The organism is Actinocrispum wychmicini (assembly GCF_004345645.1).
Lineage (GTDB): Bacteria > Actinomycetota > Actinomycetes > Mycobacteriales > Pseudonocardiaceae > Kibdelosporangium > Kibdelosporangium wychmicini.
The window spans coordinates 287,357-302,288 of record NZ_SLWS01000001.1 but is presented as its reverse complement, the minus strand read 5'-3'; the positions used below and the strand labels follow the sequence as shown (position 1 = coordinate 302,288).

The 14,932-nt window shown below is 69.8% G+C and carries 12 protein-coding genes; 2 read left to right on the top strand and 10 right to left on the bottom strand.

Annotated features, from left to right (window positions below):
* Positions 1–52: 52 nt before the first annotated feature.
* The 3 genes from EV192_RS01520 to EV192_RS01510 all read right to left on the bottom strand — a co-directional run bounded on the left by EV192_RS01520 (position 53) and on the right by EV192_RS01510 (position 3,782).
* Positions 53–604, bottom strand: a complete 552-nt coding sequence (locus EV192_RS01520) for a CHRD domain-containing protein (protein WP_132110350.1) — start codon at positions 602–604, stop codon at positions 53–55.
* An 82-nt stretch (positions 605–686) separates the two neighbouring features.
* Complete coding sequence (locus tag EV192_RS01515; RefSeq protein WP_132110348.1) at positions 687–1,451, bottom strand: DUF2470 domain-containing protein; 765 nt, start codon at positions 1,449–1,451, stop codon at positions 687–689.
* Between the two features lie 63 nt (positions 1,452–1,514).
* The gene (locus EV192_RS01510) at positions 1,515–3,782 is read right to left on the bottom strand and encodes a glycosyl hydrolase family 95 catalytic domain-containing protein (protein ID WP_132110346.1); all 2,268 of its coding nucleotides are present in this window, start codon (positions 3,780–3,782) and stop codon (positions 1,515–1,517) included.
* Between the two features lie 183 nt (positions 3,783–3,965).
* Here EV192_RS01510 and EV192_RS01505 point away from each other — a divergent pair, with 183 nt between their 5' ends.
* Entirely contained in the window at positions 3,966–4,571 is a 606-nt protein-coding gene (locus EV192_RS01505) for a LysE family translocator (RefSeq protein ID WP_243726566.1), read from the top strand.
* Here EV192_RS01505 and EV192_RS01500 read toward each other — a convergent pair.
* From EV192_RS01500 to EV192_RS01480, 6 genes are all read right to left on the bottom strand, one after another.
* On the bottom strand, positions 4,568–5,737 hold the full coding sequence (locus EV192_RS01500; protein ID WP_243726565.1) for a VWA domain-containing protein: 1,170 nt from the start codon (positions 5,735–5,737) through the stop codon (positions 4,568–4,570). The genes EV192_RS01505 and EV192_RS01500 overlap by 4 nt on opposite strands.
* On the bottom strand, positions 5,734–7,920 hold the full coding sequence (locus tag EV192_RS55450) for a DUF5682 family protein (RefSeq protein WP_243726564.1): 2,187 nt from the start codon (positions 7,918–7,920) through the stop codon (positions 5,734–5,736). Before EV192_RS55450 ends, EV192_RS01500 begins: the two co-directional genes overlap by 4 nt.
* On the bottom strand, positions 7,920–9,011 hold the full coding sequence (locus EV192_RS01495) for an ATP-binding protein (protein WP_132110340.1): 1,092 nt from the start codon (positions 9,009–9,011) through the stop codon (positions 7,920–7,922). Before EV192_RS01495 ends, EV192_RS55450 begins: the two co-directional genes overlap by 1 nt.
* Positions 9,008–10,387 carry a DUF5691 domain-containing protein gene (locus EV192_RS01490; RefSeq protein WP_481728356.1) on the bottom strand — a complete coding sequence of 460 codons (1,380 nt, stop codon included), beginning with the start codon at positions 10,385–10,387 and terminating at the stop codon, positions 9,008–9,010. The genes EV192_RS01495 and EV192_RS01490 overlap by 4 nt, the downstream gene beginning before the upstream one ends.
* A gap of 454 nt (positions 10,388–10,841) precedes the next feature.
* A complete protein-coding gene (locus EV192_RS01485) occupies positions 10,842–12,122 on the bottom strand; it encodes an SWIM zinc finger family protein (RefSeq protein ID WP_132110336.1) in 1,281 nt (426 codons plus the stop codon).
* A gap of 78 nt (positions 12,123–12,200) precedes the next feature.
* Positions 12,201–12,848, bottom strand: a complete 648-nt coding sequence (locus EV192_RS01480) for an immunoglobulin domain-containing protein (protein ID WP_132110334.1) — start codon at positions 12,846–12,848, stop codon at positions 12,201–12,203.
* A gap of 153 nt (positions 12,849–13,001) precedes the next feature.
* Here EV192_RS01480 and EV192_RS01475 point away from each other — a divergent pair, with 153 nt between their 5' ends.
* Positions 13,002–13,736 carry an N-acetyltransferase gene (locus tag EV192_RS01475; protein ID WP_132110332.1) on the top strand — a complete coding sequence of 245 codons (735 nt, stop codon included), beginning with the start codon at positions 13,002–13,004 and terminating at the stop codon, positions 13,734–13,736.
* Positions 13,737–13,738: 2 nt separating this feature from the next.
* Here the strand turns inward: EV192_RS01475 and EV192_RS01470 are convergent, their stop codons facing one another.
* Complete coding sequence (locus EV192_RS01470) at positions 13,739–14,917, bottom strand: homogentisate 1,2-dioxygenase (protein WP_132110329.1); 1,179 nt, start codon at positions 14,915–14,917, stop codon at positions 13,739–13,741.
* Between the last annotated feature and the right edge of the window lie 15 nt (positions 14,918–14,932).

Here is a 14,932-nt window from a genome sequence, read left to right as displayed (position 1 = left end):
ACGTTCGGAAGGAGCCGGCCCCGCCCGGCTCCTCCAGCGGTATCGGTGCGGATCAGCGGCGGTCGAGCTGTGCCCGGATCTCGCCACCGGGGAAGGTGGTGCTGTGCACGTTGACGTACGTGACACCGGCCCGGATCGCCTTGACCAGTTCGGCGAACTGGCCGGCGGTGAGGCCCTGGGCCGCGGGGCCGATGATGTCGCCCGGCTTGAGCGTGCCGGTGACCACGGCGGGCGCGGCCGGACATGCCTGCGTACCCGCAGGGCCGTTGCCCAGGTTCGTGCAGAGGAAAACGCTGATGCCGCCGCTCATCGACATACCGCCAAGGTGGATGTGCGACTGCGTGACCGTGCCGGCCAGGTTCGAGTAGCTCAGCCGGTACGTGATCGTCTGGTTGCGGTCGTCAATGGTCGCGAAGAAGCGGCCGACACCGGTGGTGGACAGGGTCTGTGGGGTCTCGTTGAAGCTGGACAGATTCTCGGCCAGGACATTGCGGCCGCCGAACGAGTTGTCGCCGGCCGGTGACGCCGTGCTCGCCGTCGCGGAGAGGGCGATCGCGGCGCCCACGACCGCGGTGACTGCGAGCAGACGTCTCTGTCTTTTCATCAGTACTGCCTCCTCGTTGTAACGCCACGCCAGTGACTAACAACGCGGCGTGGCCAGAGAAGGTTCAGTGCTGTTGGTCAGGTCAGCGTTGTTTGCGCGTTTCGGCGAGGAACGGGCAGCCGACCAGCCGGCGCAGCTCGGTGGCCAGTTCGGCGGTGGTGGACACCGGCTGCTCGAACGCGAGCCGCACGTCGTGGTCCGCGTCGCTGGCCTCGACGCGAAGCCGCAGGCCGAACCGGTCAAGGCCGAGTGGCCGGATGTGGCCGCCGCGCAGTTCGCTCGGCAGGTGCCTGCCGAGCATGCCGACCACGTCGGTGTGCGCGAGTTCCAGGTGGCGCAGCCAGTCCGCCTCGTACGCGCAGAACGGATCCGGTGTCGCGGCCGTGAACTCCTGCAGTGTCAACGACTTCGTGCCCTCGGCGTCGGCGAGGACCAGCGACGCCGGCACGACCTTCAGCATCGTGGCGCCGTGGCCGACGTCGAGCAGTCGCGGGTCGGGGCGTTCCTCGGCCACGATCATCGCGGCCTGCCGGGCTTCGTCGTCGGAGAGGGCACGGACCCAGCCGGTCAGCCAGAGCAGGCCGCGGACCGGCTCGCGCAACGGCACAGGCGCGGTGTCGGCCAGTTCGAGCATGGACGTGACCTCGCCGCGTGGCGCCGACCAGGCCGCCGCCACGAGAGGATGGCTCTGCGTGATGAGGACGCTCGCGCTGCCGTCCGCGTGCACGTGGTGGGTGAGCGGGGTGACCTTCCCGGGCAGCCCCTCCGCCGATGGCAGCAGGGTCGCTCGGCCGCCACGGGCGGCGATCGTGCGGGCGCGCTCAGCGGGTGTCGGCGTCGCGGTCACTGCTCACCTCCAAGTTAGGGCAGCCTAACTTGGAGATGGCATGATTGGGAAGTGGGCTCACCCTTATGGGAGCCCCCACGGCGTGGCGGCAGTCCCCGGCACCGGCTGGACCACGAAGTCCGGCTGGTCACCGCGGCGATGGACCCGGGCCTCCTCGCCGCGCCGCAGATCGACCTCGATCGTGCCCACAGCCACCTCCCGCCAGCGCAGATCCCGGCCCGACCGGTCGGTCACGGCCAGGTCCCCGGTGATGCCCGGCCGCAGCACGCACGGCGCCCCGGCTTCGCTGACCACTCGCATCCACCGATTCTGCCCGCCCTGCCTGGCCGCGCTGAGCAGGAACGCGCCCTGCGTGCGGAAGTCCTGGACCGCCAAGTCCGGCCACGGCGCCGCCGGGAACAGCCGGATCACGCCGCCCCAGCTCTGGCACACCATGTCGTGCAGCGACTGCGCGGCCGACAACGGGGTTTCGATGACCGGACCGGACTCCTTGTACATCGTGTTCGGCTGGATGAACCGGCGCAGCAACTCGGTCAGGTAGAACGCCGCCTTGTCGCCCCGCAGCATCTGCGCCGAGATCGAGGCCGCGCCGGTGAAGCTGTACCCCTGCAGCGCGCCTTCGAAACTGATCCAGTGCTCCAGCGACCTCTGGATCAGCGCCTGGTTCTCCGGCTGCTCCCAGGTGACCTCGTACAGCGGGTAGATCTGCAGCATGTGCGAGTAGTGCCGGTGGGACTTCGCGAACGGCACTCCCGCGCCGATCATGTAGCCGTTCTCGTCCACCTGGTACGGCACGAGCGTGTCCAGGACGTTCCGCCACTGCTTGGCCAGGTCGTCGTCCGGCGCGGTCCGCAGCAGGGTCCGACAGCCCCAGCGGATCAACGCCAGGTCGTACGTGGTGTCCGGACTGTTGACGCCGTACTCCGGGGAGAACGTGAACGGCAGGTGCAGCTTGCCGTCCGAGCCGGGGGTGAGGAACTTGAGGTAGTAGTTGATCGCGCCGCGCAGCAGCGGGAACAGGACGTCGCGCAGGATGCGGTCGTCCATGGTGTGCCGGTAGGACAGCCAGACGTTGTGCAGCGCCCACGTCAGGTCGCCGACCTCGGGTGTCGGGGTGTCCCGGCCCGGGACGCCGACCGGGAACCCGGCAGTGCCGGTCCCGGTGCCGTTGAGCAGGGTCATGTCCGTGGTGCGCGGAATGCCGTAGCAGCCGTCGCGGAACTCCGGCGCGATCTGGGCGTTCAGGTTGTCCCGGAACTCGCTGATCGCCCGGGTGACCGCGTCCAGCTCCAGGTGGTTGGCGCCGTGAATGAGCCAGTACTCGAGTTGGACGTTGAGGTTCCACCACGTCGCCGGCCACGGTGTCGGCTCAAGCCACGGACCGCTGGTCGCCATCACGGGAGCGTCCTTGCGGGCCGCGGACGCGACCTTGTACAGCTGGATCCAGTAGAACGACTGGAGCTTTCGGTCCGGAATGGACAGAAAACTGCGCTGGTAGTAGTCGTGCCACCAACTTCGGTGGTCCTGGGCAAGCGACCACAGCGGGCCGACCAGCCGGACCTCCCGCATCGCCCGCGCGGCGGCGGTGCGGTCAGGATGGGACCAGGCAACGGAAACGTACAGCGTGCGCGTACCGCCGCGTTCGGTTTCCCGCCAGGCGGTGACGTGTTCGCCGCCGGCCAGCAGGGACTGTACGGACAGCGTCGTGTCGCCGCTGGTGTGCAGCTCGGCCGGCGGGTTCGCGGCGTAGCCTTCGGGCGGCGGCTTGCCGAAGACCGGGTCGGCCCGAGGGCTCACCGCCGTGGCGGGATGGAACACCCACTTGAAGTTCCGTTCGCCCGCGGTCGGCGTGATCTCCACGGCGAGCACCTGGCGGACACTGTGGACGATGGCCCGCAGCCGCAGGCTCCCCGCGGACGTGGTGAGGGTGCCGCTGAGCTCGGCGTTCCACAGGTCCAGCCGCCAGTCGACCGCGGTGATGGTGCCGACCGGTTCCAGGGTGAAGTACCCGATGGGCAGCCTGGCCAGGCCGAACAGCGAGCCGAACGCCGGCCGGTGGTCCTGCACCTGGCTGTGCTGCACGTTGAACCGGATCGCGTTGCGGCCGGGCTCCGCGTAGATGCCCGACCCGAGAAACCCGTTACCCAGGAACGGCCCCTCGAACCACGTCTTCGGCATTCGCCGCCAGATCATGTCCGACCCGGCCAGGAACCCAGGCCAGTCCAGCTGCTGGTGCGCGTCGGTCACGGCGTGTGCCTGCCCAGGCAAGGCCGCGCCGGCGATGCCGGCCAGAGCCCCGGACAGGACGGTTCGTCGGTTGAGGTCGGCCACTCTGCCACCTACCCGTGTCAGGCAATACCTCCGATGTCTATTCGACGGTAGCCGAGTGGTCAAGAGGAGAAAACGTTCACATCCATGAAGGCATCGGATCTATTATCCGTCCGGGCGGCGGATAATCCGGGTGCGGCCGAGTGCCCGATGTGCCTACGGTGGGCCATGGTCACCGGAGTTCACATGCTTGCCTTTGTCGGCGTTGTCCAGCTGGCCGCGATGGCGCCAGGACCCGACTTCATCATCGTCACCAGGCATGCCGCCATTTCGGGGCGGCGCGCCGGCGTGGCGACCGGCCTGGGGATCGCGTCCGGGGTGTTCGTGTGGGCCGTCGTCGCCGCGTTCGGGGTCGCCAGCCTGCTCGCCGCCTCGGCAGTCGCCTTCACCGTCGTCAAGTTGGTCGGGGCGGTCTACCTCGCGTACCTCGGGGCCAAAGCCCTGCTGTCGGCCTGGCGGCGACGGGAGACCGTCCGGGGCGACGTCCGTGCCACGAAGGTCAGCCCATGGGCCGGTTACCGCCAAGGCCTGCTCACGAACCTGCTCAACCCGAAATGCGCGGTCTTCTTTGTCGCGCTGATGCCTCAGTTCCTCTCCGACAGCCCTCGTTGGGACGACACCCTGATTCTGTCCGCGCTCGCCGTCGCGGTGAGCGCGGTGTGGTTCACGGTCCTGGCGAACATCGTCGGAGCCTTGCGCACGTTCTTCACCTCCGCGCGGGTGCGGCGCGTTCTGGACACCGTCACCGGCACGATCCTGGTCGGCCTCGGCATCAAGATCGCCCTGGACTAACGGCCGACGGCCATTCCTTCCTGTTCGGCCCAGGCGCCGACGTCCTCCCGGCGCAACGCCACCGCCAGCAGATCAGGGAACGCGTCGGGGGTGCACGCGAACGACGGCGCGCCGAGCGCCGAGAGCCGGGCGGCCAGTTCGTGGTCGTAGGCGGGGGTTCCGCTGTCGGACAATGCGAGCAGGACGACGACTGTCACGCCACTGGCGACGAGCTCGCGGACCCGGCGCTGGAGTTCGGCGGCGACACCACCTTCGTACAGGTCGCTGATCAGCACCAGCACGGTGTCCGCGGGGCGGGAGATGTGCTGTTGGGCGTACGCGACGGCTCGGTTGATGTCCGTGCCACCGCCCAGTTGGGTGGAGAACAGCAGGTCGACCGGGTCGTCCAGGGTTTCGGTCAGGTCGACGACCTCGGTGTCGAACACGACCAGCCGCGTCTGTACGGCTTGCAGCGAGGCGAGGGTGGCGCCGAACACCGCCGAGTAGACGACCGACTCGGCCATCGAACCGGACTGGTCCACCAGGAGGATCACATCCCGCAAGGCGGCCCTGCGGCTGCGGCGGTGCGCTCCGATCAGGGTCTCCACCACCAGCGTCCGCTGGTCGGGCTGGTAGTGCTTGAGGTTCGACCGGATCGTGGTCGGCCAGTCCACATCGGACATCCGGGGCCGGCGAGTCCGGCGCGAGCGGTCCACGGCGCCGTTGACCGCGGCGATCAGCCGATCCGCCAGCTTGCGTTCGATCTCCTCGACGACCTTCCGCACGACCGCCCGCGCGGTCTCCCTGGTGCGTTGCGGGATCGCCCGGGACAACGACACCAACGTGCCGACCAGGTGCACGTCCGGTTCGACCGACGACAGCAACTCCGGCTCCAGCAACAACTTCGTCAGCCCGAGGCGTTCAACGGCGTCGCGTTGCATGATCTGCACGACCGAGGTGGGAAAGTACGTGCGCACGTCGCCGAGCCAGCGGTGCAGTTTCGGTGAGCTGCTGCCCAGACCACCGCTGCGCTTCCCGCCGCCGCTGCTACCGATACCGCCGCCGTCACCGCCGTACAACGCCGTGAGGGCGGCGTCGCGTTTGGCGTCGTCGTCGCTCAGGTCGCCCAGTTTGCCGGCGTCCGGGCCGAGGAGCAGACGCCACCTGCGGGTTCGATCGTCCGTCACGCTTTCGCCCCCTCGTACAGGTCCCGCACGAAGTCGACGAGCCTGATGGTTCGGTCCGGATCGCCGTCGTCGACGATCAGGTCGGTCGGGCCGCCGCCGGCCAGCACCCGCTCGGCCAGCGTCCGCCGTTCCGGCGCGGTGAACTCCGAGATCGCGCGGCGCAGCAACGGCAACGCGTCCTCGAACGCCGCCCCGGGCAGGCCGGACAGCCATTCGTCGACCAGACCCAGCAGGCGGGTGTCCGCGGCCAGCCGGACGGCCGAACCACGCAGGAAACCCGCGACGAACGCGGTCCCGGCACCGGCCGTGGACACTGCTCGTTGCATCCGGATCGCGACCGCGTCGCCGTCGAGACGGTCGGCCTCCCACAGCAACCGGCTGGCCCGCCCGGTGGGCAGGCCGTGCGCGGGCGGGTCGATCGTCGCCAGCCGGTGCAGGGCGTCCCACCAGCTCGCGGTGTGCTCGTCGTCCGCGGCCAACGACACCGCCTCATGTGCTTTGTCCACAACGGACAGTGCGGTTTCGGCGGTCTCGTCGTCGATGTTGCGGCACGCGAACGGGAGGCCGGCCGAGCCACGGGCCAACAAACCGTGCATGGCGGTCCGCAGCAGCTCCGGGTCGGTGCCGCGAACAGAGCCGTACCGAACCGTGCTTGCCAACGCTGGCAACGCGTCGAGCAGCTCCAAAGCGTCGGTCGCGGCCGCGGCGCATCGGTCGAGAGCGGCGCGGCCGGCGGTCACCGCGCCGGTGAGCTCGCTGGACACCGCCTCACGTAAGACTTCCGCGGCCTTGGCGACCGTGTCCGCCGCCTTGGCCTTCGCCAACAGGACGTGTTCGGCCGCGTCCTGGACGGTCGCGCCGTGCCTGGCCGCCGCGGCGATGGCCACGGACAGCCCCGGATCCCACCGGACGCGCCAGGCTTCGGCGAACGTGCCCAGCGTGGTCGTCTCGTCCGGCTCGCCCCACTGCACGTCCAACACCTGCAGCCGGCGCAACACCTGGGAACGCCCTCGGTCGATGTCTCGCCGCAGGTCCAGGCGGTAGGCCTTCTCGGTCGCCGTCGCCGGCAGCCGCAGTTTGCGTTGCAGCCGTTCCAGGTCTGTCGCGAGCGGCGAACGCGGCACCCCCGCGCCGACCACACCCAGCTCCTCGCCGACGACGAGTTGCTCGTGCACGATCCGCAGCCCGACATCGTCACCGCCGCAGAGCACCGCGAGTGTGGCCTCGCTGACCTCGGCCAACCCCGGCGACGGGCGCCCGCGCAGCGCGGCCAGCGTGTCCGCCAGCCGCACGGCTTCCACTGCGCTCGCAGTCGACGCGGGCAGGCCCTCCTCCCGCAGGATGTGCGCGGTCTTGGCCATCCACCGAGGCACTGTGTCCACGGTGTGCTGCCACAGGTGGGCGTACCAGCCCGGGGAGGCGACGCCCGCGCCGTAGCCCGAGGTCGCGGCGAGCCGGCCGTGGCTCCACGGCACCCAACTGCCCGCGATCTTGCGTTTCTTCAGGCCTTTCACCAGATCCGTGTCCGCCTTCGCGGGCGGGAACTCGCGCAGGGCCGGCACGTGCCACGCGCCGCACACCACCACGATCGGACCGTCGACCTCGGTCAACGCCTTCCGGATGGTCTGCCGCATGAACGCTTCCCGCTGCAGAGTCCGCTCGTCGACCGTGTCCGCGTACTCCTCGCGCAACGCCGTCATCGCTTCGGCGACCGCGTGGGCGAGTTGCACGGGCTCCGCGCTGGAGTGCTCGACCACGTCCTCCCACCAGCGCTCCGGGTCGTCGAACCCGGCGGCTTCGGCCAGCACCCCGAGCGGGTCCACGACCACCCGGTCGGTGTGTGCGTCGGCGTGCTCGTAGAACATGGAGATCCCGGCCGGCATGTCCGCGAACCGCACGTCGACGTGGTGCTTCGCACCCCAGTCAAGCGCCTGCCACTCGGGGGAGAACCGGGCGAACGGCCAGAACGCGGCATCGGCCGGTTCCGCCGCGTCGTGCAGCAGCAACGCGACGGGCGGGGTCAGTTCGAGGACGTGTGGCACCAGGGCGTCGGCGTCCGGCGGGCCCTCCACGAGGACGAGCCGCGGCCGCACGACGTCCAGCGCGGCCCGGACCATCCGTGCCGACCCCGGGCCGTGATGCCGGATGCCCAGCAGGGTCACCCGGTCGTCGAGGGGTTTCATCAGGCCGGGTCCAGCTCCCGGCAGGCCCGGTAGAGGTCGCGCCATTCCTTGCGTTCCTTGACCACGGCTTCCAGGTACTCCTGCCAGGCCACGGTGTCCGACACCCGGTCCTTGATCACCGCGCCGAGCAGGCCGGCGGCCAGTTCGTCGGCGCCGAGCTTTCCGTCGCCGAAATGCGCGGCCAACGCCATGCCGCTGGTGACCACCGAGATCGCCTCGGCCGTGGAGAGGCTGCCGCTGGGCTTCTTCACCTGGGTGCGCCCGTCGGCCGTGCTGCCGCCGCGCAGTTCCCGGAAGATCCGCACGACCCGGCGGACCTCTTCGAGCGCGGGCGGCTCGGACGGCAGGGCCAGTGCCCGGCCGAGCTGCGCGGCGCGCTGGCTGACGATCGCCACCTCGGCGTCCTCAGTGGACGGTGGCGGCAGGACGACGGTGTTGAACCGGCGGGCGAGCGCCGAGGACATCTGGTTGACGCCCCGGTCCCGGTCGTTCGCGGTCCCGATCACCGTGAACCCGGCGATGGCCTGGATCTGGAGGTTCAGCTCCGCGACCGGAAGCGCCTTCTCGGACAGGATCGTGATCAGCGAGTCCTGCACCTCGGCCGGCATCCGGGTCAGCTCCTCGATGCGGGCGACCGCGCCGGTCTGCATCGCACGCATGATCGGGCTCGGGACGAGCGCGGCCTCGCTCGGCCCTTCGGCGATGAGACGCGCGTAGTTCCAGCCGTACCGGACGGATTCCTCGCTCGTGCCGGCCGTGCCCTGCACGATCAACGTCGAGTCGCCGCTGATCGCGGCCGCGAGATGCTCCGACAACCACGACTTCGCAGTGCCGGGGACGCCGACAAGCAGCAGCGCCCGGTCCGTCACCAGCGTGCCGACCGCGACCTCCACCAACCGGCGGTCACCCACGTACTTCGGCGTGATCACGGTGCCGTCAGTGAGCGTTCCGCCGAGGACGTAACGCACGACCGCCTGCGGCGACATCCGCCACTGCGGCGGGCGCGGCTTGTCGTCGTTCGCGGCGAGCGCGGCCAGTTCGTCCGCGTACTGCGTTTCCGCATTCGGGCGCAGCACGTTCGTTGCCGTCACGGGTTTTCTCTCCGTTCGATCTCTTCATGAAGTTCGGTTCGCAACCGCAGGACAAGTTCTTCCGCGCCATGCACGGGCCAGCGGGTCGCGATCCTTTCCCAGTGGTCACTGAGCACGCGTAGATCACCGCGACGCAGCAGGATCTCGGGCGGCCGCCCGACCCGCCAGCCCCGGTCGGCCAGTTCGGCGAACCGCTCAAGGACGACCCGGGTGACGTCGGGATGCCACGGCGAAGGCAACAACGTGCAGAAATGGTCCAGTTCGTCGTGGTTCCAGGTGCCCGCGAGCTTGAGCAGAACCTTGCCGAGCGTCTCGGCCGGCAACTCGTCCAACGCGTCCAGCAACGCGGGCGCGCTGATCGCCGCCGACAACTCGGTCAACCACGGCAACGGGTCCGCGGCCATCGTCAGGTTCGTCGCCACACCTTGCAGCAGGGCCGAACCCCACGGGCTGGCCCGCAGCAGGCGTGGCGCCTTCGGGCCGTACTCGGCCAGCCAGAAGTCCGGCGACACACTGGACGCGTCGGCTTTCAGACGCGCCGACCCGGTCCGCCGAACCGGGGAGTCCCGCAACTCTTCGCGGGTGGGTTCGAGCTCGTACGGTCCCTCCGGGTTCAGGTCGATCACCAGCCGGAGCACCAGTCCGGCACGCAGCCGCTGCTCGGCCCGCTGCGACATGGCCGAGCCTGGGACGCGCCGCAACAGCACGACGGCTTCTTCGCGAACGTTCGTGGACCGGTCGTCCAAGGCCTGTTCCAGGACCGGCTCGTCCAACGGGTCCAGGCCGTCGGCGAGGGCGGCGACCAGGAGCTTGCGGTCCTCCACCCGGCGCAGCTCAGCCCAGTTCTCCACGAGATACCGGCGGTAGCGGTCAGGATCCTGGCGGCGGGCCGTGGCCAGCCTGGCCTTCCGTTGAGCCGGTGACAGGTCGAGCGCCTCCTCGATGTCAACCAGTTCGTTCTCATAGGTGACCCCAGCCGCCCACGCCCACGCGGCTCGGCGTTCGGCCAGCCACCGCCCGCGCGTACCCAACGCCCCACCAACCGCGTCCCGAAGCACCGACCGAGCCGTCGCGGCCGCCAACAAATCCGGCAGTTGACGGTACGGCACAACCAACCCAGCCCGATCGAGGGCAAGACAGCACTCCCGAAGCATCTCGTTGTCCTCGGAAGCCATGACCTGCGTCAGAATGCCGCCCACCCGCGCACTCGCCTCCGGCCGACTCTCCGCCGGCGCGGGCGCGATCGGCTCAACCTCCGCCGCCGCCGCGACCCGCCCACCACGACGAGCCAACCCAAACGCGGCACACTCGGCAAGAACCGCATCAGTCTCCGACGCGCCAACAACCAACTTCTGCGTCGCCTGCGCCCAACTCACGCGACCACCCCGGAAAGGCCGGTGCTGACTTCGAGACCGGTCCGACGGAGCCGCGGGGTGGTGCGGAAGGGAGGGTCGGTGAGGGGATGGTCGGCGGCTGGGGTGGTGGTGCGCGGGCTGGCCAGGAGGTGACCGAGGGGCCGGCTGGCGGTGTATGGGGTGGTGCGGGGACGGTTGGGGCGCGGGGTGGCGGTGTTGGGGTGATTGAGGTTTGGGGTAGCGGTGTGAGGGCTCGCGTGGTGATGCTCGGTGGCCGGGGTAGCCAGGGTAGCCCGGAAGGCAGTGTGGGGATGACCGGAGGCCTCGGCGGCGCCGTGGGGGTGAGCGTCGGTGAGGTGATCGACGACCGATGTGGCGGGGGATGGGTGGAGGCTTGCGAGGGGGCGGCTGGTGGTGTGGGGATGGTTGGGGGTTGGGGTGTCTTTGGGGTGTTGGGTGGGTGGGGCGTTGGGGGTCATGCGATCACCTCTGGGGCGGCGCCGGGGTGGGCCGCGGCGCCGATCCTGATGTCCCAGCCGTCCCACAGGCCGATCGCGTCGAAGTGGGCGCCGCCGTGGATGGCGAGGGCGCGGTCGGTGGCGACTGTGTCGGCCACTGGGAGGGCGCGGCCCTCGGCGTCGATCAGCAGGCCGGCGGCGAGGCGAACTCGTTGGCATGTCAGGGGGTGCAGTCGTTGCCAGGGGTCCTGGCGGAGCTGTGGCTCCAGGCCGGCGAGGGCGGTGGTCCAGGTCGGCGACAGGTCGATCGGGCCGGCCGCCCTGGAGGGTTCGCGTTCCCCGACGGCCACCCGGCGGGGCGCGCCACCCGGGTAGGGGTGCAGTTCGCCGGTGAACTCGCCGACTGGCAGGGCGGGGCCGGCGGGTGCGTTGCCGGCGGCGTGCCGGAACACCACGACCCATTCGCCTCTGGCCCGGCCCCACACCCACTGGCGCGTGGTCCGGACCTGGCCGTTGTCCTCGTCCTTGCGCAGCAGCACCACCCATTCGTCCACCCAGCCCGGCTTGGCCTTCACCTCCTGCTCGGGGGTGGTGAAGCCGAGCCGCATCCGGATCACGTCGGCCAGTTCGGGCGGCGGCTTGGCCGCGAGCGTGGCCAGCAGGTGCAGGCCGCCCAGGCGGTCGGCGGCCCGCTCGGCCCAGTGCGCGCCGCCAAGGAAGACCACGGCGGCCAAGTCTTCGAGGGCGCCTGCCAGGCCGGGGGCCTGTGCGTCGACCATCCGCCGGATGATCGACTCCCACCAGGCCCGGTCCCGGCCGGGCAGTTCGGCGATGCCGCGCCTGGCCACGTCCGAGAGCCATTCCCGCAGACCGACGACACCGCCCTGGACGGCCAGGTCTCGGGCCTCGCTGGTCCTGGCCCGCTGGGCCAAGCGGCGTTCGACCGCCTCGGGCGACTCGTCGAGCTCCTTGGGCACCCGGCGAACGTCCCGCCGGTGCTGCCATTCGCTGACCCACGCCGGGGGCTCGCCCGCGCCGACCCCCGCACGCGCATGCAGGACCTGGACGGCGATCGCGTGCTTGCACGGGAACTTGCGCGACGGGCAGGAACACTTGGTGGCACGGTCGTCCAAGTCGACGCAGACCTGGTACGGGTTCTTGCCGCTGCCCCGGCACTGCCCCCACACCGCGTGCTCGTCGTGCCCGAGCCCGCGCCAGTTGCCGGGCGCCGCCAACCGGGCCGCGGCCGTCGCGACCTGTTTGTCCGGCGCCAGCGCGAGCACGGTGTCGACGTCCATGTCCACACTCAACTTGGCGACCCCCTATCTGTCGTGGTCACTCTAGAACCGACCACCGACAGTTTTGAGATCCCCAGGTCAGCCGCTGAAAAAGTCGACCATGTAGCTGATTCGGCCGTGCAGGTCGGTGCGGGCGTCGTCGCTGGTCCCGACCCGTTCGGCGAGTTCCTGGAGCTCGCGGAGAACGCCTTGGTCCTCGTGCTCAAGGCGTTCGATGGTCGACTCGGTGACCAACGCGAAGTAGTCGGCGAGCAGTCCGGCGAACTCGGGCTCCCCGGTCCGCGCGAGCGACCACCCGGACAACTCGCCCGCGCTGAAGAACAGGTCGAAGTCCGGCGCGACCCGAACCCGCCGGTCCGGAGTGTCCACTGTGTACAGACAGGTGAGCCGGCCGTCGGCGAACCACCGAAGCGCGGCCGGCTCCATGCTGAACGGGACGAGCCTGGTCAACCGGATCGACCCGGGCTCGGCCGGCAGGTCGGGAGGTACGTGGTGGGTGGCGTTCCGTTCCGGGATGTGCAGCCGGACGCTGCGCAGGACGCCGGTCACCGGGTCGAACCGGAACTCGTCGTCCTCGGAGAAGTACCAGTTGCCGCTGCCCACGGTCTGCAGGAAGTGCTTCTCGTGCGCCTCGGGATCGGCGTAGGTCCCGACGCATACACACAGGTTGCCCAGCACGAGCTTGGGCGAGACATCCAGGCCGTAGCCCGGAACGATCTCGAACACACCAGCCCCCAGGAAGGTGTCGACGGTAAGGTCCTCAGGTTATGTGGACACCCTGATGGCCGCACGAGGAACGCGACTCGTGGGGTACCCACACGGCTTACTAGCGCCAGTCGGCGGCTTTCCGGACAGGCGCCCTTTCGGTTAGCTGTTGTTATGCACATTGTTGACCTTGCGACCCGTCCTGACCTGGCCGAGGCCGCGTTGGACCTCGGCGACGTCGGTGGCCAGTTCATCTACCAGGGCTCGAGCGGCAAGATCATCACGTTGGAGCGGTTCCAGCGGCTGTGGGCGCGGTACTTCCTGATCGCCGTCGAGGACGAGGTGCCCATCGCCCGCGCTTTGTCGGTGCCGCTCGCTTTTCCCGCCCACGATCGGGCCGAGCTGCCCGACCATGGGTGGGACGAGGCGATCCAGTGGGCCGCGCAGGACAAAATGGACGGTCGTGAGCCCAACGCGTTGTGCGCGTTGGAGGTCGTGATCGACCCAAGACACCGGGGCAAGGGGCTGTCCGCGCCGATGTTGGCGGCGCTCAAGGCCCGTGCCGCCGAGACCGGGTTGGCCAAGCTGCTGGTCTCGGTGCGGCCGATCGGCAAGGAGGACGAGCCGAACGCCCTGATGAGCGAGTACGCCAACCGCAGGCGCCCGGACGGCCTCTTCGCCGACCGGTGGATGCGCACGCACGAGCGGCTCGGTGCCAAGATGATCAAGATCTGCCCGTTCGCGGTCACCCTCTCCGGGTCGCTCGCCGACTGGCACGACTGGACCGGCGTCAAGCTCGTCGACGGCGACAACCACTTCCCGGGCGGCATCGCGCCCGTGGTCGCGTCGGTCGACCGTGACTACGGCGTCTACGTCGAGCCGAACGTCTGGATGGAACACCCGATGTGACGTCAGCTCCAGTCCGGCCCGCGCTTCGCCCAGCTCCAGGCGTAGCGCGGGTCTTCACACGCGTCCGCCGCCTCGCCGAGCTCCAACGGCCGGAACGTGTCCACCATCACCGCGGTCTCGTCGAAGTAGTCCACGCCGAGGGCGCCTTCGACGGCGCCCGGCTGGGGGCCGTGGGTCACGCCGGACGGGTGCAGCGACAGCGAGCCGAGGCCGATGCCGGAGCCCTTCCTGGCCTCGTAGTTCCCGCCGACGTAGAACATCAGCTCGTCCGAGTCGACGTTCGCGTGGTTGTACGGCACGGGCACGGCGAGCGGGTGGTAGTCGACCTTGCGCGGGCAGAAGGAGCAGACCACGAAGTTGGGGCCTTCGAACGTCTGGTGCACCGGCGGCGGCTGGTGCACCCGGCCGGTGATCGGTTCGAAGTCGCGGATGTTGAAGGCCCACGGGTACAGCGCGCCGTCCCAGCCGACCACGTCGAACGGGTGGTTGGCGTACGTGAACTTGGTGACACCGGCGCGGTGCCGGACGAACACTTCCACATCGGTGTCGTCGACCAGCAGCGGTTCGACCGGTCCGCGCAGGTCACGCTCGCAGTACGGGGAGTGCTCCAGGAACTGGCCCTTGGTCGACAGGTAGCGCTTGGGCGGGCCGATGTGGCCGCTGGCTTCCAGCACGAGCAGCCGCAGGTCGTCTCCTGGGACCACGCGATATGTACACGATGTCGGGAGGACGACATAGTCGCCGTCGCCGACCGCCATGCTGCCGTAAATCGTTTCAATGACGGCCGTGCCAGTTTGCACGTACAGCAGCTCGTCGCCCGCCGCGTTGCGGTAGAGGGGCGACGGCTGGGTCGCTTCGACGAAGCAGATCCTGACGTCCGCGTTGCCGAACAGCAGGCGCCTGCCGGTGACCGCGTCGACGTCGGCCGGGGCTTCCCACTTGAGGTCCTGGGTGCGGAAGTGGCGGGGTTTCAGCGGCAGGTTCGGGGCGGTGTCCCTGGGTACGGTGACGTCGACGGCGTCGACGATCGCGGTCGGCAGGTGGCGGTGGTACAGCAGGGCCGAGTCGCTGGAGAACCCCTCCACACCCATTAGTTCCTCGGCGTACAGGCTCCCGTCGGGCGCGCGGAACTGGGTGTGCCGTTTGCGTGGGATCTCACCCACCTGACGGTAGTACGGCATGCTCGCTCCTGGATC

Coding starts and splice junctions, on each gene's coding strand:
- EV192_RS01520 (WP_132110350.1), bottom strand. CDS start 604: ATGAAAAGACAGAGACGTCTGCTCGCAGTCACCGCGGTCGTGGGCGCC.
- EV192_RS01505 (WP_243726566.1), top strand. CDS start 3,966: ATGCTTGCCTTTGTCGGCGTTGTCCAGCTGGCCGCGATGGCGCCAGGA.
- EV192_RS55450 (WP_243726564.1), bottom strand. CDS start 7,920: ATGAAACCCCTCGACGACCGGGTGACCCTGCTGGGCATCCGGCATCAC.
- EV192_RS01485 (WP_132110336.1), bottom strand. CDS start 12,122: ATGGACGTCGACACCGTGCTCGCGCTGGCGCCGGACAAACAGGTCGCG.
- EV192_RS01475 (WP_132110332.1), top strand. CDS start 13,002: ATGCACATTGTTGACCTTGCGACCCGTCCTGACCTGGCCGAGGCCGCG.
- EV192_RS01470 (WP_132110329.1), bottom strand. CDS start 14,917: ATGCCGTACTACCGTCAGGTGGGTGAGATCCCACGCAAACGGCACACC.